24 protein-coding genes and 1 tRNA gene are annotated in these 21380 nt (G+C 48.1%); 1 reads left to right on the top strand and 24 read right to left on the bottom strand.

Annotation, left to right across the window (positions count from 1 at the left end; genetic code table 11):
- Positions 1-11 precede the first annotated feature (11 nt).
- The 9 genes from gpmI to BBI11_RS05585 form a co-directional block, all read right to left on the bottom strand.
- Positions 12-1544 (bottom strand): 2,3-bisphosphoglycerate-independent phosphoglycerate mutase, encoded by a 1533-nt coding sequence (gene gpmI / locus BBI11_RS05625; protein ID WP_068461374.1) that lies wholly within the window; start codon positions 1542-1544, stop codon positions 12-14.
- On the bottom strand, positions 1537-2298 hold the full coding sequence (gene tpiA, locus BBI11_RS05620) for a triose-phosphate isomerase (protein WP_068461373.1): 762 nt from the start codon (positions 2296-2298) through the stop codon (positions 1537-1539). Before tpiA ends, gpmI begins: the two co-directional genes overlap by 8 nt.
- Before the next feature lie 13 nt (positions 2299-2311).
- Complete coding sequence (locus tag BBI11_RS05615; protein WP_068461371.1) at positions 2312-3496, bottom strand: phosphoglycerate kinase; 1185 nt, start codon at positions 3494-3496, stop codon at positions 2312-2314.
- Between the two features lie 110 nt (positions 3497-3606).
- Positions 3607-4614, bottom strand: a complete 1008-nt coding sequence (gene gap, locus BBI11_RS05610; RefSeq protein WP_068461368.1) for a type I glyceraldehyde-3-phosphate dehydrogenase — start codon at positions 4612-4614, stop codon at positions 3607-3609.
- Positions 4615-5658 (bottom strand): sugar-binding transcriptional regulator, encoded by a 1044-nt coding sequence (locus BBI11_RS05605; RefSeq protein ID WP_068461366.1) that lies wholly within the window; start codon positions 5656-5658, stop codon positions 4615-4617.
- A gap of 104 nt (positions 5659-5762) precedes the next feature.
- On the bottom strand, positions 5763-5993 hold the full coding sequence (locus BBI11_RS05600; RefSeq protein ID WP_068461364.1) for a glutaredoxin family protein: 231 nt from the start codon (positions 5991-5993) through the stop codon (positions 5763-5765).
- A 14-nt stretch (positions 5994-6007) separates the two neighbouring features.
- Positions 6008-6793 (bottom strand): TPM domain-containing protein, encoded by a 786-nt coding sequence (locus BBI11_RS05595; RefSeq protein WP_068461362.1) that lies wholly within the window; start codon positions 6791-6793, stop codon positions 6008-6010.
- The gene (locus BBI11_RS05590; RefSeq protein ID WP_068461359.1) at positions 6790-7368 is read right to left on the bottom strand and encodes a LemA family protein; all 579 of its coding nucleotides are present in this window, start codon (positions 7366-7368) and stop codon (positions 6790-6792) included. Before BBI11_RS05590 ends, BBI11_RS05595 begins: the two co-directional genes overlap by 4 nt.
- Before the next feature lie 157 nt (positions 7369-7525).
- Positions 7526-7597, bottom strand: a tRNA-Arg gene (locus BBI11_RS05585).
- A 165-nt stretch (positions 7598-7762) separates the two neighbouring features.
- Between BBI11_RS05585 and clpP the strand changes: the two genes are divergently transcribed.
- The gene (gene clpP, locus BBI11_RS05580; RefSeq protein WP_068461357.1) at positions 7763-8374 is read left to right on the top strand and encodes an ATP-dependent Clp endopeptidase proteolytic subunit ClpP; all 612 of its coding nucleotides are present in this window, start codon (positions 7763-7765) and stop codon (positions 8372-8374) included.
- Positions 8375-8432: 58 nt separating this feature from the next.
- On the opposite strand, the gene BBI11_RS05575 is transcribed toward clpP, so the two are convergent.
- From BBI11_RS05575 to BBI11_RS05505, 15 genes are all read right to left on the bottom strand, one after another.
- Entirely contained in the window at positions 8433-8690 is a 258-nt protein-coding gene (locus tag BBI11_RS05575) for an HPr family phosphocarrier protein (protein ID WP_068461355.1), read from the bottom strand.
- Positions 8691-8747: 57 nt separating this feature from the next.
- Positions 8748-9698 carry a DNA-binding protein WhiA gene (gene whiA, locus BBI11_RS05570; RefSeq protein WP_068461353.1) on the bottom strand — a complete coding sequence of 317 codons (951 nt, stop codon included), beginning with the start codon at positions 9696-9698 and terminating at the stop codon, positions 8748-8750.
- 21 nt (positions 9699-9719) lie between these two features.
- The gene (locus BBI11_RS05565) at positions 9720-10712 is read right to left on the bottom strand and encodes a gluconeogenesis factor YvcK family protein (RefSeq protein ID WP_068461351.1); all 993 of its coding nucleotides are present in this window, start codon (positions 10710-10712) and stop codon (positions 9720-9722) included.
- 4 nt (positions 10713-10716) lie between these two features.
- Positions 10717-11598 (bottom strand): RNase adapter RapZ, encoded by an 882-nt coding sequence (gene rapZ, locus BBI11_RS05560; RefSeq protein ID WP_068461349.1) that lies wholly within the window; start codon positions 11596-11598, stop codon positions 10717-10719.
- Positions 11591-12076 (bottom strand): NUDIX domain-containing protein, encoded by a 486-nt coding sequence (locus BBI11_RS05555; protein WP_068461347.1) that lies wholly within the window; start codon positions 12074-12076, stop codon positions 11591-11593. Before BBI11_RS05555 ends, rapZ begins: the two co-directional genes overlap by 8 nt.
- A gap of 206 nt (positions 12077-12282) precedes the next feature.
- Positions 12283-13242: a thioredoxin-disulfide reductase gene (trxB, locus tag BBI11_RS05550; protein WP_068461345.1), complete on the bottom strand. Its 960-nt coding sequence runs from the start codon at positions 13240-13242 to the stop codon at positions 12283-12285.
- 67 nt (positions 13243-13309) lie between these two features.
- Entirely contained in the window at positions 13310-14836 is a 1527-nt protein-coding gene (locus tag BBI11_RS05545) for a tetratricopeptide repeat protein (protein ID WP_068461343.1), read from the bottom strand.
- A gap of 85 nt (positions 14837-14921) precedes the next feature.
- Positions 14922-15545: a bifunctional phosphoribosyl-AMP cyclohydrolase/phosphoribosyl-ATP diphosphatase HisIE gene (gene hisIE, locus BBI11_RS05540; RefSeq protein WP_068461341.1), complete on the bottom strand. Its 624-nt coding sequence runs from the start codon at positions 15543-15545 to the stop codon at positions 14922-14924.
- A complete protein-coding gene (gene hisF / locus BBI11_RS05535; RefSeq protein ID WP_068461338.1) occupies positions 15542-16294 on the bottom strand; it encodes an imidazole glycerol phosphate synthase subunit HisF in 753 nt (250 codons plus the stop codon). Before hisF ends, hisIE begins: the two co-directional genes overlap by 4 nt.
- Positions 16288-17016, bottom strand: coding sequence for a 1-(5-phosphoribosyl)-5-[(5-phosphoribosylamino)methylideneamino]imidazole-4-carboxamide isomerase (gene hisA, locus BBI11_RS05530; protein ID WP_068461336.1), 729 nt, complete (start codon positions 17014-17016; stop codon positions 16288-16290). Before hisA ends, hisF begins: the two co-directional genes overlap by 7 nt.
- The gene (gene hisH, locus BBI11_RS05525) at positions 17009-17638 is read right to left on the bottom strand and encodes an imidazole glycerol phosphate synthase subunit HisH (RefSeq protein ID WP_068461334.1); all 630 of its coding nucleotides are present in this window, start codon (positions 17636-17638) and stop codon (positions 17009-17011) included. The genes hisA and hisH overlap by 8 nt, the downstream gene beginning before the upstream one ends.
- The gene (gene hisB, locus BBI11_RS05520; RefSeq protein ID WP_416383654.1) at positions 17635-18222 is read right to left on the bottom strand and encodes an imidazoleglycerol-phosphate dehydratase HisB; all 588 of its coding nucleotides are present in this window, start codon (positions 18220-18222) and stop codon (positions 17635-17637) included. The genes hisH and hisB overlap by 4 nt, the downstream gene beginning before the upstream one ends.
- Positions 18219-19502, bottom strand: a complete 1284-nt coding sequence (gene hisD, locus BBI11_RS05515; protein ID WP_068461333.1) for a histidinol dehydrogenase — start codon at positions 19500-19502, stop codon at positions 18219-18221. The genes hisB and hisD overlap by 4 nt, the downstream gene beginning before the upstream one ends.
- Complete coding sequence (hisG, locus tag BBI11_RS05510; protein WP_068461330.1) at positions 19499-20125, bottom strand: ATP phosphoribosyltransferase; 627 nt, start codon at positions 20123-20125, stop codon at positions 19499-19501. The genes hisD and hisG overlap by 4 nt, the downstream gene beginning before the upstream one ends.
- Positions 20118-21281: an ATP phosphoribosyltransferase regulatory subunit gene (locus BBI11_RS05505; protein WP_068461328.1), complete on the bottom strand. Its 1164-nt coding sequence runs from the start codon at positions 21279-21281 to the stop codon at positions 20118-20120. Before BBI11_RS05505 ends, hisG begins: the two co-directional genes overlap by 8 nt.
- Between the last annotated feature and the right edge of the window lie 99 nt (positions 21282-21380).

Raw genomic sequence — 21380 nt, 5'->3', positions numbered from 1 at the left:
TTTTATTTTTTTTAGTACAACGGCTTTCCAGTCATCTCTTCCGGCTGCTCGACATCAAGCAGTTTGAGAATGGTCGGTGCGAGGTCCGCTAGAATTCCGCCGCTTCGCAAGGTTTCGCCTTGTTTCGTCAAAATCACCGGCACACGATTGGTCGTATGTGCCGTCATCGGCGAACCGTCCTCTGTCAACACTTCGTCTGCATTGCCGTGGTCGGCTGTAATCAGCGCCGAACCGCCTTGACGGTGCAAGGCTTCAACAATGCGCCCGAGACATTCATCGACAACTTCGACAGCTTTGATCGTCGGCTCCAGCATGCCACTATGGCCGACCATATCTGGATTGGCGAAGTTTAGAATGATCGCATCGTGTGCGCCTGCATCGATTTGTTCAACGAGGCGGTCCGTCACTTCATACGCGCTCATTTCCGGCTGCAGGTCATAAGTCGCCACTTTCGGTGACGACACGAGAATGCGGTCTTCCCCAGGGAACACTTCTTCTCGGCCACCGCTCATGAAGAAGGTCACATGCGGGTATTTTTCGGTTTCGGCAATGCGCAATTGCGTCATGCCGTTCGCCGATAATACTTCACCGATAGTATTGACTAGATTGACGTTGCCATAAGCAATACGGGTCTCCAGTTCTTCACTGTACGTCGTGAAGCTGATAAACACCAAGTCTGTCGGATGCTTTGAGCTCGGTTGGAACTGATCGAAATCAGAACGTGTCAATACGCTAGTCAATTGGATGGCACGGTCTGGACGGAAATTGAAGAAGATGATGGAGTCGCCTGACTCAATGACAGCAGGCGCTTCCCCTTCTTTTGTAACCGTAAACGGCATAACAAACTCATCCACAATTCCTTCTGCATACGATGCCTCTACACCAGCTGCAGCTGAACGGGCACTTGGCCCAGTTCCGTCAACCATCGCACGGTAAGCGAGCTCTACGCGTTCCCAGCGCTTATCACGGTCCATCGCATAATAGCGGCCGCTGATCGAAGCAAAACGCCCGATGCCGATTTCTTGCATATGCTTTTCGGTTTCTTCTATATAACCAAGAGCGGTTTTCGGTCCCACATCGCGGCCGTCCAAAAATCCGTGTACATAGACTTCGCTCAATCCTTGCTGTTTTGCAAGGCGCAATAACGCGAAGAGGTGCTCATAATGACTATGAACGCCCCCGTCGCTTAACAAGCCCATGACATGCAAAGCTTTACCATTGTCTTTCGCGTTCATAACTGCATCCAAAAACGCGGCATTTTCAAAGAAATCGCCGTCTTTGATCGACTTATGGATACGCGTCAAGTTTTGGTAAACGATACGTCCTGCACCGATGTTCAAATGACCGACTTCGGAATTGCCCATTTGCCCGTCTGGTAAACCGACCGCTTCGCCTGAAGCCGTCAATAATTCATGCGGATAGTCGTTCCAAAGTCTGTCGAAATTCGGTTTATTCGCTTGGGCAACTGCATTTCCAGCGGTTTCTTCGCGGCAGCCAAAACCATCAAGGATGATCAAGGCAGCCGGATTGGCCGTTTTACGCATGTGAACCCGCCTCCAACAGCTTGACGAACGATTCCGTTTCCAAGCTTGCGCCGCCGACTAACGCGCCGTCGATATGCTCCATGGAAAGCAATTCCTGGATATTGGCAGGCTTTACGCTTCCGCCGTACTGGACGCGCACTTTTTCAGCCGTGTCTTCGCTGTAAAGAGAAGCGATTTTCTTGCGGACAATGCCACAAGCTTCATTGGCATCTTCAGCTGTTGCTGTTTTGCCAGTTCCGATTGCCCAGATTGGCTCATAGGCAACGACCAATTCTGCGATTTGTGCATCAGTCAAACCTTCTACCGCTTTTTCGACTTGCGCTTCCACGATGCTTTCCATTTGGCCCGCTTCACGCTGTTCGTCGGTTTCACCGACACAAAGAATTGGTGTCAATTGATGTGAGAATGCTGATTTCACTTTGGCATTGACCGTTTCATCGGTTTCATTGAAATACTGGCGACGCTCGGAATGCCCGATAATAACGTAATCTGCGCCGATATCAGCTAATTGCACAGGGCTGATTTCACCGGTAAAGGCACCTTCGCCTTTTTCGTGCATCGTCTGTGCACCAATTTTCAATGCGCTGTTTTCAGCAGCTTCGATTAATTGAGTCAAATATAGAGCTGGAGCACAAATAACAGAATCTAGTTTGTCTGCATCTGGGACCAAGCCGTTTACTTGTTCCACAAATTCTTTTGCTTGTGATGCTGTTTTATACATTTTCCAGTTTCCTGCAATGATCGGTTTTCTCACAAAAACACTCCCTTTATTTATTACTTAAAGCGGTAACGCCTGGCAACTCTTTGCCTTCCATGAATTCCAACGACGCTCCACCGCCTGTTGAAATATGGTCCATCTTATCTGCCACATGAAATTTCTCAACGGCTGCTGCGGAATCGCCGCCACCGATGACCGTGTAGCCAGCTGTTTCTGCCATTGCTTGGGCAACCGATTTCGTGCCGTTTGCGAATGCTTCCATTTCAAATACACCCATTGGCCCGTTCCAGATAATCAGCTTAGACTCGTTAATAACATCGGCATACAGCTTCGCTGTTTCTGGCCCGATGTCGAGTCCCATCCAATCAGACGGAATTTCTTCAATTTTCGCCGTATTGGTCTCGGCGTCTTTCGAGAATTCGTTGGCAATTGTCACATCGATAGGCAGATAAAACTTCACGCCTTTTTCTTTCGCTTTGTCGATGAACGATTTGGCAAGGTCCAGCTTGTCTTCTTCAACAAGCGAATTGCCAATTTCGTGGCCAAGCGCTTTGAGGAAGGTATACGACAATCCGCCGCCAATGATCAAGTTATCAACCACATCGAGCAAGTGGTCGATGACGCCGATTTTGTCTTTCACTTTCGCACCGCCGATAATAGCAGTAAACGGGCGGTCCGGCTCTGATAAGGCTTTGCCAAGCACATCCAGCTCTTTTTCAAGCAATAAGCCTGAGACTGCTGGAAGATGTTCGGCAATCCCTGCCGTTGAAGCATGGGCTCTGTGTGCTGCACCAAACGCATCATTGACGAACACGTCCGCAAGCGCCGCAAATTGTTTGGCAAGTTCTGGATCGTTCTGTTCTTCGCCCGCGTGGAAACGGACATTTTCAAGCAATAGAATGCTGCCTGGGTCCAGAGAAGCGATTTCTTGCTTTACGGTTTCCCCTACAGATTCCTCTAGGCATTTCACGTCACTGCCGAGTAATTCGGACAAGCGTGCACCTGCAGCAGCAAGTCTCATGTCTTCGTTAACTTGGCCTTTTGGACGCCCGAGATGGCTTGCCAAGATCACTTTTGCGCCTTGTTCGACCAAATACTCAATTGTCGGTATCGCCGCACGGATGCGCGTGTCATCGGTTACTTTTCCGTCTTCCATCGGTACGTTGAAATCTACACGGCAAAATACGCGTTTTTCTTTCAAATCCAAGTCTTTCATGGTCATCTTCTGCAGCATGAAAATACCTCCTATTTATATTCAAAAAAATAAGGGGTGGGGTAAATTCCCCACCCCTTTTACCCTCTTTATTATAGAGGTTCATTGGTAATTAAGCTATGATTTTCAGCTTACAAGCCTTTTTTAGACATGTGTACAGCCAAGTCGATGCAGCGTGATGAGTAGCCAGACTCGTTATCGTACCAAGCAAGAACTTTCACCATGTTGCCAGCTAGAGCCATTGTAGATTGTGCATCCACAGTAGCAGAAGCAGTGTTGCCGTTATAGTCGCGTGAAACAAGTGGCAACTCGCTGTATTGCAAGTAACCTTTCAATTCGTTTTCGCTTGCTTCTTTAAGCGCTTGGTTTACTTCTTCGATAGAAGCATCTTTGTCAAGTTCAGCGACAAGGTCGATCAACGAAACGTTTGGCGTTGGAACGCGGATAGCCATACCATCGATTTTGCCTTCAAGTTCAGGCAATACTTGTGAAACAGATTTCGCTGCGCCAGTTGTTGTCGGGATCATTGACTCAGCTGCTGAACGTGCACGACGGTAGTCAGAGTGAGGTGCATCAAGCAATGCTTGGTCGTTTGTGTATGAGTGAATTGTTGTCATCATAGCTTTCTTGATGCCGAATTTTTCGTTCAAAACTTTAGAAATTCCAGCCAAGCCGTTTGTTGTGCAAGATGCGTTTGACACGACGTGGTGTTCTGCAGGGTTATACGTTTCTTCGTTTACGCCCATGACAAGCATCTTCATGCCGCTTTTACCAGGTGCAGAAACGATAACTTTTTTAGCGCCAGCTTCGATATGTTTTGAAGCAGCTTCTTCAGTAGTGAAGATTCCTGTTGATTCAACGACGATATCGATGTTGTTTTCTTTCCATGGCAATTGAGCAGGATCTTTTTCAGCAAATACTTTTACTTCTTTGCCATCGACAAAGATTGAACCGTCTTTAGCTGAAACGTCTGCATCCAAAGTGCCGTGCACAGAATCGTATTTCAATAGATGCGCAAGCATAGATGCATCCGTTAGGTCGTTAACTGCTATTACTTCCACTTCGTCGTTTAAAAGTGCTTGGCGGAAAACTACACGGCCGATACGGCCAAAACCGTTGATTGCTAATTTGATTGTCATTTATAATTCCTCCAATTTTGTTGTTGGTTTTAGAATTGCTCTGGCTGCACCTTCATCTGTAACGAGGATGGTGCGTTCAGGCGCGGCCTGGAAATAAGATTCAATGGCACGCGCTTTCGTACGTCCTCCAGCGACCGCCATAATGCGCGGTGCTTTTTGGACCTGCTCTAATTGAATGCCCGCTGTTGGGATACGATAAACTATTTTTCCGGTTTTATCGAAATAATAACCGAAGGCTTCACTAATAGCTCCGCCTGTTTTGATCTTGTCGACTTCGTTCACTGAAGAGCGGCGCCTGATGGCCATCTCTTCTGCATCGCCGATTCCATGGATGACTAAATCCGTCCGGTCATACAGCTCCATCATTTCTTTAATGACGGGTTCTCTCATCATCATTTCGAGCGCTTCCGCACTCAAATGCTCAGGCAGATAAAGCGTGCGGACAGCTCCGCCTGTTTTTTCGGCAAAGGATGAAGCGATGGTGTTCGCCTGGTGAAGCATTTCTTCACCAAGACCGCCGCGTGCAGCGATAAACTGCATGGCTTGATTTTTTCTCGCCGTCCGAATCTCTGCTGCCACAGCGGCCATCGTACTGCCGCCAGTAACAGCGATCGTTCGGCAGTTTTCGAACATTTCTTCCGCGATGCGAGCAGCTTGCCTGCCGATAGCAGCTTTGGCTGATGATAGCCTGTCACTGTCACCAGGGAGGACGACTGCTTGTTTGATGCCAAGTTTAGCTTTCAGCCCGGCTTCAAGTTCAGCTGTTCCCGATAGTTCCTTCACCAAATCACGGAGTTGGTCGAGGACATCGTTCCCGAGTGTCGTCAGGCTCATGCCGCTCTTGCTTATCTCGATCAATGCTTGGTCTCTCAATAAGTCGGTTTCTTTGCGGATTTCCCTTTCAGCTGCGCCTGTCATCTCGCTGAGCGTACGCCTTCCGACGGGCTGTTCAGTTTGAATCAGCTCGAGGATACTATAGCGCTTTTTCAGCAAGCTTGGCAGTTCAGGCAATAAATGCACTTGCGCTTGCAGAACTGGATCCATCGCCCCACCCCTTTGTTGGACGTTTTTTGTCCCACTACATATAATTACGTCCCACTAGATTCATTGTAGCCGAGCTATTAGATTTATGCAAATAAAAAGAAGCGTTAAAGAATTAACGCTTCCAGGAGTTCCCCATAGCCGAACTTTCCGTAGAGCAGCACATCTTGTTGTTGTGCGAGCACGGGGATCATCAGCATATATTGTTCGTGCAATAGTTCATCTTCTTCAATATTAACTTCTCGAAAGTTTATCGGGTAATCTTCCTGCATCAGCCGCAGTGCAGCCTTCGCTTCTTCGCAAAGGCCGCAATTCGGCCGTGTATAAAGTGTATACATGCCATTCCTCCTTATCAGAAGCCTCTTCCTGCTCCGCCGCCTCCTGAAGAACCGCCTCCGCCGCCGCGGAAACCGCCTCCGCCGGAACTGCCCCCGAAGCCGCCGCCAAAACTACCTGGGCCGAAAAACCCGCCACGCCTCATGGTATTCCCGCGTCCGCGACGTCCGCGTCCGCCGCCTCCTCCTGTAAAGAAGAACAAGACAGCCAGAACAATTAGAAAAGTCACGATCGGCTGCATGATGCCGCCTTCGCCCTCGTTGCCAGCGTTCACTTTATTGAGTGGCTGCGGACTGACCGCTTCACCATCCCAATCGTATTCCGCAGCGACCTCGTTATAAAGTGCTTGATACGTGTTGAGGATCGCCCCGTCGGGTTGGTCTTCACTCAAATACGGGACGGCATAATCATCAAGGATGCGTCCGACTTTGCCGTCCGGAAGTGCCCCTTCAAGGCCGTAGCCGATTTCAATGTATATCTCGCGGTCCGTCATGGACAAGACAACCAACACGCCGTTATTCTCTTCCGCTGAACCCACACCGTAATGACGCAACGCTTCATTGGCATAGCTTTCAATCGGCTCACCGTCCAAGGAATCGATCACCATAACGGCAATCTGAGCGGTAGTAGCATCCTCCAAGCCGGCTCCCAGATTCTTGATTTCAGTTTCTTGTTCCTCGCTCAGAACGCCGGCCATATCCTGGATGTAAATATCATCCGTCAACTCCGGAAATTCTGCCGCTTGTACCATAGCGGGAATCAGCAATAGCAGTATTAACAGAGTAAAAATTTTGCGGGTCATTCTTCGTCAGTCCCAAAGTCCACATCCGGTGCATCTTCCGCTCCAGCGTCTGCTTCGAAATACTCTTTCTCATCAAAGCCGAACATGCCCGCTACCATATTGCCAGGGAAACTACGGACTTTGCGATTGAATTCTGTTACCGCACCGTTGTAATCCTGGCGGGCGACGGCGATGCGATTTTCAGTTCCAGCCAGTTCATCGGACAATTGCTGGAAATTTTCGCTCGATCGAACTTCCGGATAGTTCTCAACGACGACGAGCAAGCGGCTGAGTGCTCCGCTCAATTCAGCGTCTGCTGCTGCCTGTTCTTCAACCGACCCAGCACCCGCCATGCTTGAGCGAGCTTCTGTTACACTATCGATAACTTCTTGTTCTTGATCGGCAAAACCTTTTACGGTCTCGACTAAGTTTGGAATCAAGTCTAACCTGCGCTGAAGCTGGCTATCTAGTTGAGCGTAAGATTCATTGACATCCTCTTCCAATTGAACGAAATTATTGTAGCTAGAACCGAATACGACTGCAGCAATGACAATAAGCCCTACTACCAATAGCAACGGTATAAGTATTTTTTTCATTTTCCAATCCCCTTTTCTTTTACAATAATATTTTCTGTCTTCCCTGACCAAGCTTGACTTGAAACCCGCTCTACCGGATTCTACGTTTCAAACGCCGAAAAGATTCAACAAAAAAACCGCACAGTCTTTGTTAGACTGTGCGGTTTTATCATTTTTACACCCTCGGAGGGAATCGAACCCCCATCTCAAGAACCGGAATCTTACGTGTTATCCTTTACACTACGAGGGCAAATATTGTTGACGACTTTTCTATTATACAAAAGCTTTCCTGTTATTTCAAGCGCCGATTTTCAATTCGTTAGATTTGACCTTCATTGACCAAGATGTGTATGATGAATGTACGGCTGAACAGTGTTCAGCAACACTTACATTTACCTGAAGGAGGAAATGATCCATGAATTTAATCCCTACAGTAATCGAACAAACAAGCAGAGGCGAACGCGCATACGATATCTATTCTCGTCTTTTGAAAGACCGTGTCATCATGCTCGGCAGCGGAATCGACGACAATGTCGCCAACTCCATCGTCGCACAATTGCTATTCCTTGAAGCTGAAGATCCAGAAAAGGATATTTCCATCTACATCAACAGCCCAGGCGGAAGCATCACGGCCGGTATGGCGATTTATGATGTGATGCAATTCATCAAACCTGATGTCCAAACCGTGTGCATCGGCATGGCTGCATCCATGGGAGCATTCCTCTTGGCAGCTGGTACAAAAGGCAAACGCTACGCATTGCCAAATGCTGAAGTCATGATCCACCAGCCACTTGGCGGAGCTCAAGGGCAAGCAACGGAAATTGAAATCGCAGCAAAACGCATCTTGTTCTTGCGCGAAAAACTCAACCAGATTCTATCTGAACGGACTGGCCAGTCTCTAGAAGTCATTTCGCGCGATACAGACCGCGATAACTTCATGACAGCAGAACGTGCACTGGAATATGGCTTAATCGACCAAATCATCACGCGCAATAAATTGCCTGAAAATCACGAAAAAGAAGAGTAAGTTCAAAAAAGCTGACCTCCATGCATGGGCATGGAGGTCAGCTTTTTTTTTACGTTTTTTAAGCTTCCGTATCGATCAATTGGGCCAGCGCGCCAACTGCTGCCTCTTCGTCTGCACCATCGGCTGAAATCGTGACGTTCGTGCCTTTGCTGACAGCGAGACTCATGATTCCCATGATGCTTTTAGCGTTTACTTTCTTATTGCCTTTTTCCAAATAAACATCCGAACTGTAGCGGTTGGCTTCTTGTACGAATAACGCCGCTTGCCTCGCTTGTAATCCTGATTTCAATTGCACTTCTACTTGTTTTTCTACCATGTATATCCTCCTCCGAAAACTCGACTCTCACGCAATCTATAGGAAAGAGCAACCTTGTTACCGGCTGATCGTTTCGCCTTTTCTCAATGACTCGGCAATCTCATCGATTTTCCGGAGCCTGTGGTTAACACCTGACTTACTAACTTTCCCTGTCGATACCATCTCACCCAGCTCTTTCAATGTGACGTCCTGATATTCCACCCGCAAGCGGGCGATTTCTTTCAGGCGGTCGGGCAACTGGTCGATTCCAATCACTTGATCGATAAAACGGATATTTTCGATTTGCCGGAGAGCTGCATCAATTGTTTTATTCAAATTAGCCGTTTCGCAATTGACCAAACGATTGACGCTATTGCGCATATCGCGGAGGATCCGGACATCTTCGAATTTCAACAATGCTGAATGGGCACCTGTCAGGCTAAGGAAATCAGAAATTTTCTCTGCTTCTTTTAGATAGGTAACAAAGCCTTTTTTCCGTTCGATCATTTTTCCGTTCAATTGGAAATGGTTCATCAGGATGACCAACGCTTCCGCATGGTCTTTGTAGGAAGAGTAAACCTCCAAATGGTAAGAGGAGGTTTCGGGATTATTCACCGATCCTCCAGCCAAAAAGGCACCGCGCAAATAAGAGCGCTTGCAGCAAGTAGTGGAAATCAGTTCGGGAGATATGTCTTGTTGAAACTGAAAACCTTCCGACAAGATCAGTAAATCCTCGAGTACTAGTTTCGCGCCATCACGCAAGCGGCAAATATAAACATTATTCTTTTTCAGCCTCATCTTCTTGCGGACCAATAATTCCACCGGGTACGCTTTGTAAAAGCGTTTAAGCAATGTATAGATTCTTCTCGCAATGGCTGCGTTTTCTGTTTGGATATCCAGGCTCAGCTGGCGGTTCGAAAAGGACAAGGTACCGTTCATGCGAATCATCGCCGACAGCTCTGCTTTTCCGCAACAATCATCCACTTCAATTTGTGTCATTTCTTTTTTTGTTTCTGATGCAAAAGACAATTACGCCCCCCCTTTCGAGCTTCAGGAATACCGGCGTTGCGATGCTTCCACTTCGCTGCTGGTGTATTCAAAAAGCCAATTCGCCACTTTCATTGGTTCGTGCCGGACGGCCTCCCCGAAAATGTTCGCGATGTCGTGGCGGTATACTTCGAGCCCCATTTTCTTCAGGCGTTCTTCATCGTATTCCACCGGCCATGCTTTTTCTTTCTTGTAACGTTCGGCCACTCCTTGCGGCATTTGGACTTTATCGATCAAAATGGCATCGAGGAAGTTCACGCCTACGTGGTCGTAAAGAGCTTTCACATGATCCGAGGCTGTGTACCCGTAAGTCTCACCCGCCTGGGTCATCAAATTGCAAATATAAATTTTTCTCGCCTTCGCTTCAAGCAGCGCTTTTTTAATATCTTTCACGAGCAAATTCGGCAAGATGCTTGTATACAAAGAACCCGGTCCGATAACGATGACATCGGCTGATTGGATGGCCTGTATAGTATCCGGCAATGTCTTGACACCAGCCGGCTCCAGAAATACGCGCTTGATAGGCTGCATATAGGCAGGGATCTTGGATTCGCCCTTGATGATGGTTCCATCTTCAAGTTCGGCGTTCAATGTCACCAATTGATTGGCAGCGGGCAGAACAGTACCATTGACGTTCAAGACGCGGCTCATCTCCCGAACAGCGTGCGAGAAATCACCCGTTAAATCGGTCAACGCTGCAAGCATTAAATTACCTAGTGAATGCCCTTCCAAATCAAGCGAATGCTTAAAGCGGTATTGGAACATTTCAGCTACTAAAGGTTCGGCATCCGACAATGCGGCCATGACGTTGCGAATGTCACCAGGTGGTGGAATATCCAAATCATCGCGCAAACGCCCCGAGCTTCCGCCGTCGTCTGCTACCGTGACAATCGCCGTCAAATCGAGCGGAAAAGTTTTTAAGCCCCTCAGCAAAGTGGACAGACCGGTCCCGCCCCCGATGATTACGACTCGTTTTTGCTGGAGACTTTTTTCCATATGCTCAACCCTTTCTGATTTTTACATCTCTATGTGTAATGCTGACTTTATTGTTTTTGGAGAGGTATTTCCCGAAATACTCAGCAAGCGTCACGGATCGATGCTGGCCGCCTGTGCAGCCAAAAGCGATGACCAATTGCGCTTTGCCTTCTTGCTTGTACTGGGGAATCATGAAATCGAATAATTCCTCCAGTTTTTGCACCAGTGTCTGCGTTTCCTGCCATTTTAATACGTAATCGGACACCGGCTGATCTAAGCCTGATTGTGGATTCAATTCTTCTATATAATAAGGGTTCGGCAAAAAGCGAACATCGAACACAAGGTCAGCATCAATCGGCATGCCATGTTTAAAGCCGAATGACATCAAATTGACCGTGAAGACATTGCTCGTTTTTGAAGCAAAATCCGAGGTGATTTTACCCTTTAACTGGCGTGGGCTCATTTCCGAGGTATTGTACATATAATGCGCACGCCCTTGCAAGTCTTTCAGCATGTCCCGTTCTTTTTTAATCCCGCCAAGTACTAGCCCGCCTGGAGACAAGGGATGCGAACGGCGAGTTTCTTTGTAACGGCTCACGAGCGTTTGGTTCTCTGCATCGAGAAACAGAATGGTAATCGCCACTTCTGGCTCTTTCGATAAATCGTCAATGGCATCAACGAGGCTGTCGAAAAAATCGCCTCCACGCAGGTCCATGACCGCCGCAACACGCTTCATTGATTTGCCAGAATCCCTCATCAATTTGATAAATGTTGGAAGCAGCGCCGGCGGAAGATTGTCGATGGTGAAAAAACCGAGGTCTTCAAAGCTTTGGATGGCCACTGTTTTCCCAGCACCGGACATGCCGGTGATAATGATTAATTCGGTTTCTTCTGTATGCTTATCCATGTTGGCGATTCACCTCTTCGGTCGATGATTGGATGTTCTCTTCTAGCAATTCGAATTCCGGCGTATAGTAAAAGGTCCCGTATTGAACGCCTTCCTGATAGGCCGCAAACAATAGGTTTGTCCGGTCTCCTTCTGCCATTGGCAAGGTGCGTAAACTTTCCACAGGATGCCACTCCAAAATGCCTTCGCGCGTATCTTCAAAAGGCACTCCCCGGAGCTGTGTAGCCCGGAACGTAAATAGCATCCATTCATCTACCGTCTCCTTGTTTTCCTGGATCATCATGGTGTAAACGCCTTTCAAGTGAACGCCGAATGGCTCTGCACCCGTTTCTTCTATGAACTCTCGGATAGCCGCGTCATAAATCGACTCGCCGCTTTCCATTTTTCCGCCGGGAGCTACATACCAATCCCTGCGCGGCTTTTTCATCAATAGTACTTTGCCATTTTCTACTAGCAATAAATTCGCGATTCGCTGCACATTTGCCACTCCGCATCTAATATAAACTATGTTCATTATACATCTATCCTGGCGTGTCATGCAAAAAAATACAAAAAAAGAGGCCACTCCCCGGACAATCCGGAAAGCAGCCTGTCAAAAATAACTATATAAAAAGGGGGTTGTTATACGTTACTTACTATACCTCTTTTGCATGACAATGCTGTTACAAAGCGATTAAGAACGCGTTAAGCTTGCGCTTTGGAAGCAATTTTTTCTGCCAGTTCTTCCACGTAATGTTGGACGCTTTGCGCGGCGATGCTGCCGTCGCCAGTCGCCGTGACGACTTGACGCAAAGTTTTGTCCCGCACATCGCCAGCTGCGAATATTCCCGGCACTGCCGTTTGCATTTCTTCATTCGTTTCAATATAACCAAGGTCATTCAAGATGCCCAGTGATTCAAATGGTTTCGTTAGTGGCAGCATGCCAATATAAATGAACACGCCGTCTGCTTCGAATTCCCGTTCTGAATCGTCTTTGGTCGATACCAAAGTAACGCTTCCGACTTTGCTATCTTTATCGTGAATTTCTTTTACGGTATGGCTCCAGATAAAGTCGATCTTGTCATTTGCGAAGGCGCGGTCTTGAAGGATTTTCTGTGCACGCAATTCGTCTCTGCGATGAACGATGGTTACTTTGTCCGCGAAACGAGTCAAGTAAACCCCTTCTTCAACTGCCGAATCTCCGCCGCCAACGACGACCAATTCTTTGCCTTTGAAAAATGCACCATCGCATACTGCGCAATAGCTGACACCGCGTCCGCCAAGTTCGGTTTCACCCGGGATGCCCATTTTTTTGTACTCGGCTCCGGTTGTCAAAATGATAGCACGGGCTTTGTATTCTTTCGAGCCAGCTTTGACAGTTTTAAATTCATCGCCATCGATGATTTCAGTCACATCGCCGTAAGCATATTCGGCCCCAAATTTTTTCGCATGTTCAAACATTTTAGTAGATAGGTCAGGACCAAGGATATGGTCGAATCCTGGGTAGTTTTCAATTTCTTCGGTATTGGCCATTTGGCCGCCTGGAATTCCACGCTCGAGCATGAGCGTCGAAAGATTGGCTCGCGATGTATAGACCGCGGCTGTCATGCCGGCAGGCCCCGCACCGATTATTAACACATCATAAATATTAGTTGTTTCTGTCATTGTAGGCCCTCCTCTTAATCACTAGCTAAATCGTAAAGCAATAAACGGTCGTCTTCAACTTTTATGCCTAGGCTTCAAAATTCGGCAAATATCCGCTTAACTCGTCAACATATTTGGACATCGTCGCAACAGACGTGCCGAATTTCGCTGCAACGGCTTTTTTGGTTGTTTCCTGTTTTTCCGCCGATTCCACCATATAGCTGACGGCAGCAGCAAGCGCAGCAGGATTGCGGAACATGTAATCGGCGTCGAAAGCTCGTTCCGCCAATAGAAACCATAATTGAAAGACCGTATCATTTTCACGGTCGACCATTCCTTTTTGGTAATACAAGCGCTCTGCTGTTTCCATCGCGCGCAAGAAGGCTTTTTCCTCTTTGACTGATTCACGGAAAGGATGGCCAAGCGCATAGCCAAGCATATACGTTTCCAAGACTGAAGGCTGCTCGGATTTAAGCCAGTTCGGGTGCGAAATGATTTCCTGTTTATGAGAAGACTTCCCAAGAAGGAACAATCCGTAGATCCGCTCGCTTAAATGGATATGGTCGAGTTTGCCGATCAGAAAATCACGATCGTGTTCTAATGCATCTGCATGCGGCATCACCGCTTGCTCTCCCCATGGCTCATAGCCTTCTTTCGCGGGGTCCATCCGTTTTAATTGCTCCCACGCGTGCTTAGCTGTCTCCTCATGGCCCGAGTGGTACGCGGCGTGCGACAACCAAAAATAAAATGCCGGATCTCCATCGAACCCTCGTTTTTGCAGGCTTTTCAGCCAGCGATAGGCTTCTTTGTATTTTCCGACCAAAGCAAAGGTCGCGCCTAATTTGTAACGGTGTTCGAAAACATAGGGCTGGATTTTCTTCAGCAAACCTAAGATGTCATCTAATTCATCGTTTTTCTCATAATAATGGAACACTGCCAAATTGCATAAGGCGTGCAGGTTGCCGGTGTTTTTACGAAGCACTTCATGTAGTAGCGATTTCGCCATTTCCGTTTCCCCAATATAGAAATACGCTAGCGCGAGATTATTATAAGCTCCCCAAAAATCGGGCTTTTCTTCGATAACTTCTTCTAGTAACTTGATTGCTTCCGGGAATTCCCCTTGTTCCATCAAGCGACGCGCTTTTTCCTGCAAATAATAATGCTCGCTATTATGAGACTCCCCATCGTTGTCAAACAACTGCCAGTCTTCCTGCTCGGCAAAATCGATGATTTCCATCGCTTCTGCCGCGTAGCTTCCACTGGCATCCTTTTCGAGATAATCCTTGGCATATTTCCGGGCATCAAAAAACGAGCCCAAATGTGCATGGACTTCCGCCAAAAAGAATAAAATATTCGGTTCTTCCGGATCGAGCTCATGGGCAGTACGCAACTCATCCATCGCCAGTTCAAACTCCTGCCGCTCCATCAGCACCACTCCGTAATGCATCAGGATGAGCGGGTCATCCGGAGTTAGTTCTTTTGCCCGCTGCAAATACTTATGCGCTTTATCATAATGTTCGCGCTGCAGCTCCTTAAGGGCTTTCTGATAATAAAATTCCCCAGTCGGAATGAATGATACGACATTGTCAAAATTGTTTCTTTTGTTTTTCTCCAAAATATGCCTCCGTAACAGGAAAAGGAGCGACCTGAATCGCTCCTTTCCCTAAATGTGCTGTTATTATAGCATATTTCCCTATTATTTACTTGTCCTTTTTCGCCGCATGGCGTTCTTCGAGCACACCGGTCACTTCTTTGAAATCCACTTTTTGCTCTTGTAACAAAACAAGCAAGTGGTATAGCAAGTCTGCACTTTCTGTTGCCAGTTCACGCGCATCGCGATTTTTCGCTGCAATGATGACTTCCGCCGCTTCTTCTCCGACTTTCTTGCAGATTTTATCGACGCCTTCTTCAAATAGATACGTCGTATACGCACCTTCTGGCATATCGATTTCGCGTTGTTTGATCAAAGCGCTCAGTTCTGTAATCATATCCGAAGCAGAAGACGAACGTTCACCTGCCAAGGTTTCATGGAAACAACTTGTCTCTCCCGTATGGCAAGCTGGACCGTTTGGAATCACTTCATAAATCAAAGAATCGCCATCGCAATCGATTTGGACCGATTGGACGCGCTGCGTGTTGCCGCTGGTTGCCCCTTTGTTCCACAATTCTTTGCGGCTTCTTGAGTATAACCAGGTTTCTTTCGTATCGATCGTACGCTTGACCGCTTCCTCATTGGCATATGCCAAAGTCAATACTTGTTTAGTGGATGCATCTTGCAAGATAACAGGCACTAATCCATTTTCATCATATTTCACATTGGTCACCGGACATTCACTCCTTCTTGATGCAGATACTGTTTCACTTCTTTGATACTCGTTTCTTTGTAGTGGAAAATCGATGCCGCAAGCGCTGCATCCGCATCCGCCTGTTCGAATACTTCATTGAAATGTTCGCGGTTCCCCGCTCCGCCACTTGCAATGACCGGCACTTCTACAGCGTCACGTACCGCTTTCGTCAGCGCGACGTCAAATCCGTCTTTTTGGCCATCGCTGTCCATGCTGGTCAATAATAATTCCCCAGCACCTAAAGCGACCGCATGTTTCGCCCATTCGACCGCATCCCATTCAGTTTGGTTGCGGCCTCCGTGCGTGTAGACGTCCCAGCTATCGCCATTTCTTTTGGCATCGATAGCAACGACGATGCACTGCGACCCAAAGAAATCCGCACCTTCTTTGATCAATTCCGGACGATCAAGCGCTGCCGTATTCAAGGAGACTTTATCCGCCCCCGCACGCAGCATCCGTTTCATGTCGTCCAAGGTGCGGATCCCTCCGCCTACAGTAAAGGGAATCGATAATTCAGTCGCCACAATGCGCACCACTTCCACCATCGTCTCTTTGCCTTCATGCGATGCGGAAATATCCAGAAAGACCAATTCATCCGCGCCTTGTTCATCGTAGAATTTTGCAAGTTCCACCGGGTCGCCTGCATCCCGAAGTTCTACAAAACTCACACCTTTAACGACTCGTCCTTCTTTGACATCCAGGCAAGGAATGATGCGTTTCGTCAGCATGATAGCGCCTCCTTGAGCGTGAAGCGGTTTTCATACAAAGCTTTACCGATGATCAATCCGGCTATCGGGCTATCGGCTGCCGCTTGTTTGACTTTCTTCACATCATCGAGTGTGCCGATGCCGCCGGAGACGATGACTTGCGAGACATCATCTGCCACTAATTGCCGGTTGGCGTCGATATTCGGCCCGGCAAGCGTGCCGTCTGTCGAAATATCGGTATAGATGAAATGTTTCGCGCCTTTTGAAGCAAAATAAGCGGCTACTTCAGCTGCTGGCTTATGCGAAGTTTCAATCCATCCTTCTGTCGCGGCCATGCCATCTTTGGCATCGATGCCGATAACGATGCGTTCTGCGCCGAATTCTTCAATGAAGGTCGCGACGAGTTCCGGTTCCCTTACCGCCAAGCTGCCGATAATGACCCGCGAAACGCCGTTCGACAAGTAATGGCTGATGTCTTCACGACTCCGGATACCGCCGCCTACTTGAATGTTGGCATCCAGTTTAGCGGCTTCAATAACCACTTGATCATTAATGCGGCTGCCGTCTTTCGCGCCATCCAAATCGACCATATGAATCCATTTGGCTCCAGCGTCTACAAAACTTTTCGCCATTTCAACAGGCGAATCCGCATAAACGGTCTCCTGGCCATAATCTCCTTGAAACAACCGAACACATTTTCCGCCTCTTAAATCGATGGCCGGATAAATTTGAAACTCATTCATGTAAATCCCCCCTGACATTTGCAATCCATTGCGCTAATAAATAATGCCCGAACTCCCCAGACTTTTCTGGGTGGAACTGCATTCCTGTGATCGATCCTCCGCCGACAACGCCCGGCACTTCAAGTCCGCCATATTCAGCCGAAGCAAACACTTGTTCGCTAGTTGTCTCTGTCGCCAAAAACGAGTGAACAAAGTAGACATGTGTGTCCTCATGGATATCTTCTAGCCAATACGGCTGCTGAATGAAATTCAGCCGGTTCCATCCCATATGCGGAATGCGGTATGTACCGGATGGAAAACGCCGGATATGGCCTTTCAGTAAGCCAAGTCCTTTAACCGCGCGTCCTTCTTCACTGTCTTCATACAATAATTGCATGCCGAGGCAAATGCCGAGCAGCGGAATGCCTTGTTCTGGGAGGGAGCGGATAAATCCGGCTAAACCCTTTTCGTCTAATCGTCTCATCGCATCCGGAAATGCCCCGACACCCGGAAGCAAAATCGCATCCGCTTCAGCCAAAACTTCCACATCGTCTGAAGTGATGACGGTGCATTCCAGTTTTTTCAATGCCTGTTCCACGCTGAACAAATTGCCCATGCCATAATCGATGATGCCGACAATCATGTCAACAGCCCCTTCGTCGACGGAACGCCTTCTACACGCGGATCGATCATCGTTGCGTCGTCTAGTGCGCGAGCAAGCGCTTTGAAGACCGCTTCAATAATGTGATGCGTATTGCGGCCGTAGTGGACAATGACGTGAACGTTCATACGTGATTCCAACGCGAATTTCCACAAGAATTCATGCACCAGTTCCGTATCAAATGAGCCCACCTTGGCGTTCGGGATGTCTCCACGGAATTCAAGATGAGGTCTATTTGAGCAATCGATGACGACTTGCGCGAGTGCATCATCCATTGGCACAAATGCATTGCCATAGCGGCGCAAGCCTTTTTTATCGCCTAACGCTTCAAGCACCGCTTGGCCAAGGACAATGCCGATGTCTTCGGTCGTGTGATGGTCGTCGATATGGGTGTCGCCATTTGCATGGATGCGGCCATCAAATTGTCCGTGCTTAATGAAAAGGTCCAGCATATGGTCCATAAATGGCACACCTGTATTGATATCTGCCTGCCCTTTTCCATCCAGTGAAAAACTGACGGCAATTTCCGTTTCATTGGTTTTACGTGTAATGTCCGATTTTCTCATGATTGACTCCCCTTTTTCCAAGCGCGCGATTCGACTGCACGTGCGTGTGCTTCGAGGCCTTCTAGCCTTGCGAGCCTGGCAATTTTCTCTTGGTTTTCACGCCATGCCTGCTCGCTATAATGAACGATGCTCGTCCGTTTGACAAAATCATAGACAGACAAGGCACTGGAAAAGCGTGCTGTGCTATTGGTTGGCAAGACGTGATTCGTGCCGGCAAAATAATCGCCGACCGGTTCCGATGAATAACGGCCGATAAAAATTGCTCCGGCGTGATCGATTTCTTGTGCCATCTCTTCTGCATCTTCCGTCATAATTTCCAAATGCTCCGGAGCCAATTGATTGGCTGCGTTGATGAGGTCTGTGCGGTTGTCTGCGATATAGATAGCTCCGTGGTCGCGAATCGACGCGGCCGCAATTGCCTCGCGCGGCAAAGTGGCTAATTGGCTGGCCACTTGCGCCGCGACTTGTTCAGCAAGCTCGCGGCTCTCTGTCAATAATACAGCACTGGCCAGCGGATCGTGTTCTGCTTGAGACAAAAGATCTGCCGCCACTTCATCCGCATACGCGCTGTCATCGGCGATGATCGCAATTTCGCTTGGGCCTGCGATCATATCGATCGCCACATCCCCGTTCACTTCGCGTTTAGCAAGCGCTACGAAGATATTGCCAGGACCTGTAATTTTGTCGACCGGCTGAATCGACTTAGTGCCATAAGCGAGTGCGGCAATCGCCTGCGCTCCACCGACTTTGTACAATTCAGTAATCCCGAGGATGTGGGCGGCTGCGAGCACACCGTCTGATAGTTTACCTTCGCTATTTGGTGGGGATGTCACAACAATGCGCCCCACACCAGCAACTTGCGCTGGAATAACATTCATTAAAACAGATGATGGATAGGCCGCTGTGCCACCTGGAACATACAATCCAGCTGATTCGATGGCCGTGACGCGCTGTGCAACGTACGATCCATCCGCACGGTCATGCCGGTAGCCCTGTTGCTTTTGCCCAAGGTGGTAGTTGCGGATATTGTCTGCAGCTTCTGTCAGGTCAGCAAGCAATTGGGGATCGAAGCGTTCAACCGCTTCTTTAATTTCATCTTCGGTCACTTTTAAGGCAGACAAGTCTGCCTGGTCCCATTTTTTTGCAAAGCGCAATAAAGCGCTATCGCCTTCGGTCCGTACCGTTTCAATGATTTCTTTTACTGCCTGCAGTTGCTGCTGGGTGCAGTCGGCTAATTGGCGCCGGATCGACAATTCGCCTGTCAGGTTTTGGATGTTCATTTCTCCACCTGCTCCCGCAATTTATCGACTAGTTCTGTGATGCGCTGCTGCTTCAAGCGATAGCTTACCGGGTTTGCGATAAGGCGAGAGGTGATGTCTGCAATTTTTTCATATTCCACAAGGCCATTATCTTTTAAAGTCCGCCCAGTCGAAACAATATCGACGATGCGGTCGGACAAACCGATCAGTGGTGCCAATTCGATGGAGCCATTCAGTTCGATGATTTCGACTTGCTCGCCTTTGCTGCGGTAATAATGGGAAGCGACGGCTGGATATTTCGTCGCAATACGCGGCGTGACTTCATCCATTTCGGTATTCGGCAAGCCGGCTGTCGCGATATAACAAGCACTGATGCCGAGGTCCAATAATTCGTGGACGTCTCGGTCATGCTCTAACAAGACGTCTTTTCCTGCAATTCCGATATCCGCAACCCCATGCTCGACATAAGTCGGCACATCCATCGGCTTCGCGAGGATAAAGCGGAATTTCTCGTTTGGTGCTTCGACAATCAGTTTGCGCGAGTCGTCGAGCTCTTTTGGCAAATCATAACCAGCTCCGACCAATAGTTCATAGGCTTCCTCAAAAATTCTGCCTTTTGGCATGGCAATCGTTAATTCATCCATTATCCAGCGCCTCCCCTCTGATGACTTCGGTGAACAAGTCCGTAAACGGCTCGAGTGCTTGTACCGCTGGTGCATACTGTAAAGTCACTCGTTTTCCTGATGCCCTCATTTGCTGAGCTTTCTCAAATGCACGCTGCTCGCTTTGTTCGTCGAATAAAATCAGCGTTTGTGGTTCTTCGATTTTTTCAGGTGATACCGATTCGAGCAGACGGTCAACCCGCAAACCGAACCCGGTCGCACCGACCTGCAAGCCAAATTGCTCCATCAAGCCGTCATAACGCCCGCCACTGCCGAGCGGAAAGCCGCTGCCTGCTCCGTAACATTCAAATACTAAGCCTGTATAATACGTCATATGGCTGCTGAAGGAGATATCAAAAGTGATTGCATCCCCGAGCCCATTGCGTTTGAATAACTCTTCGAGACGCTCCATATCGTGGTAGAGCTTAATTTGTTCTTCATTTTCATTGTTGATCCATTGTTTCCAATCGGCTACTGTTGTCGCCTGCATCAATGCCAAGAACGATGCTAATTTGTTTGATGAAATGGGCAGTTCTCTCGAAAGTTGTTCCACCCCTACCCCGTTTTTGGCGACAAAAAGTTCGCGCACTTTGCTGCTTTGTTCACTGTCCAGCCCGAAATCAGCCAAGATCAGTTCAAGTAGTCTCGTGTGACCGACGACAATGCGGGCGGAACCAACACCTACTTGCTTCAGAATATCCCAAGCCAAACTGATCACTTCCGCATCCGCGTATAAGGAATCGTCGCCAATCAACTCGACGCCCATTTGCTCGAATTCCGCAGGGCGGCCGCCTTCGCGTTTTTGAGCCCGGAATACATTAGAATAGTAGCCGAGACGAATCGGCATTTTCTCGCGCAATAGTTTTGATGCTGCAACTCGCGCGATCGGAGAAGTCATATCTGGTCGCAAGACGAGCGTTTTTCCTTGGCTATCGAGCAGCTTGAACAAAGCATCATCTGAGATAGCAGAAATTCTTCCAATTGTTTCGTAATATTCCAAAGTCGGCGTCTGCAATAATTCGTAGCCTGCTTGCTCAATCAGCTCAGTGCCTTGTTTTCTCAAATTCGCTTTTTGTTTTGCAATTACAGGAAAATCGTCACGCATGCCTAATGGTTTCTCAAACATTTCGATGGTCATCGTTGAACACTTCCTATTATCGGTTATTTCACTTTAGTTCGCTAGAGTGATGAATCGTTAAAGTGATTCTTATTTTAGCGCAAGCCGCTTTGGCCCGTC

The organism is Planococcus maritimus (assembly GCF_001687625.2).
Classification (GTDB): Bacteria; Bacillota; Bacilli; order Bacillales_A; family Planococcaceae; genus Planococcus; species Planococcus maritimus.
This window is presented reverse-complemented; position numbering and strand designations above follow the sequence as displayed.

What these genes read in the sequence shown, in the direction of transcription:
- gpmI (WP_068461374.1), bottom strand. Translation starts at nt 1,544, where the DNA reads ATGCGTAAAACGGCCAATCCGGCTGCCTTGATCATCCTTGATGGTTTT.
- BBI11_RS05615 (WP_068461371.1), bottom strand. Translation starts at nt 3,496, where the DNA reads ATGCTGCAGAAGATGACCATGAAAGACTTGGATTTGAAAGAAAAACGC.
- gap (WP_068461368.1), bottom strand. Translation starts at nt 4,614, where the DNA reads ATGACAATCAAATTAGCAATCAACGGTTTTGGCCGTATCGGCCGTGTA.
- BBI11_RS05605 (WP_068461366.1), bottom strand. Translation starts at nt 5,658, where the DNA reads ATGGATCCAGTTCTGCAAGCGCAAGTGCATTTATTGCCTGAACTGCCA.
- BBI11_RS05600 (WP_068461364.1), bottom strand. Translation starts at nt 5,993, where the DNA reads ATGTATACACTTTATACACGGCCGAATTGCGGCCTTTGCGAAGAAGCG.
- BBI11_RS05595 (WP_068461362.1), bottom strand. Translation starts at nt 6,793, where the DNA reads ATGACCCGCAAAATTTTTACTCTGTTAATACTGCTATTGCTGATTCCC.
- BBI11_RS05590 (WP_068461359.1), bottom strand. Translation starts at nt 7,368, where the DNA reads ATGAAAAAAATACTTATACCGTTGCTATTGGTAGTAGGGCTTATTGTC.
- clpP (WP_068461357.1), top strand. Translation starts at nt 7,763, where the DNA reads ATGAATTTAATCCCTACAGTAATCGAACAAACAAGCAGAGGCGAACGC.
- BBI11_RS05575 (WP_068461355.1), bottom strand. Translation starts at nt 8,690, where the DNA reads ATGGTAGAAAAACAAGTAGAAGTGCAATTGAAATCAGGATTACAAGCG.
- BBI11_RS05565 (WP_068461351.1), bottom strand. Translation starts at nt 10,712, where the DNA reads ATGGAAAAAAGTCTCCAGCAAAAACGAGTCGTAATCATCGGGGGCGGG.
- rapZ (WP_068461349.1), bottom strand. Translation starts at nt 11,598, where the DNA reads ATGGATAAGCATACAGAAGAAACCGAATTAATCATTATCACCGGCATG.
- trxB (WP_068461345.1), bottom strand. Translation starts at nt 13,242, where the DNA reads ATGACAGAAACAACTAATATTTATGATGTGTTAATAATCGGTGCGGGG.
- hisF (WP_068461338.1), bottom strand. Translation starts at nt 16,294, where the DNA reads ATGCTGACGAAACGCATCATTCCTTGCCTGGATGTCAAAGAAGGACGA.
- hisA (WP_068461336.1), bottom strand. Translation starts at nt 17,016, where the DNA reads ATGAATGAGTTTCAAATTTATCCGGCCATCGATTTAAGAGGCGGAAAA.
- hisH (WP_068461334.1), bottom strand. Translation starts at nt 17,638, where the DNA reads ATGATTGTCGGCATCATCGATTATGGCATGGGCAATTTGTTCAGCGTG.
- hisB (WP_416383654.1), bottom strand. Translation starts at nt 18,222, where the DNA reads ATGAGAAAATCGGACATTACACGTAAAACCAATGAAACGGAAATTGCC.
- hisD (WP_068461333.1), bottom strand. Translation starts at nt 19,502, where the DNA reads ATGAACATCCAAAACCTGACAGGCGAATTGTCGATCCGGCGCCAATTA.
- hisG (WP_068461330.1), bottom strand. Translation starts at nt 20,125, where the DNA reads ATGGATGAATTAACGATTGCCATGCCAAAAGGCAGAATTTTTGAGGAA.
- BBI11_RS05505 (WP_068461328.1), bottom strand. Translation starts at nt 21,281, where the DNA reads ATGACCATCGAAATGTTTGAGAAACCATTAGGCATGCGTGACGATTTT.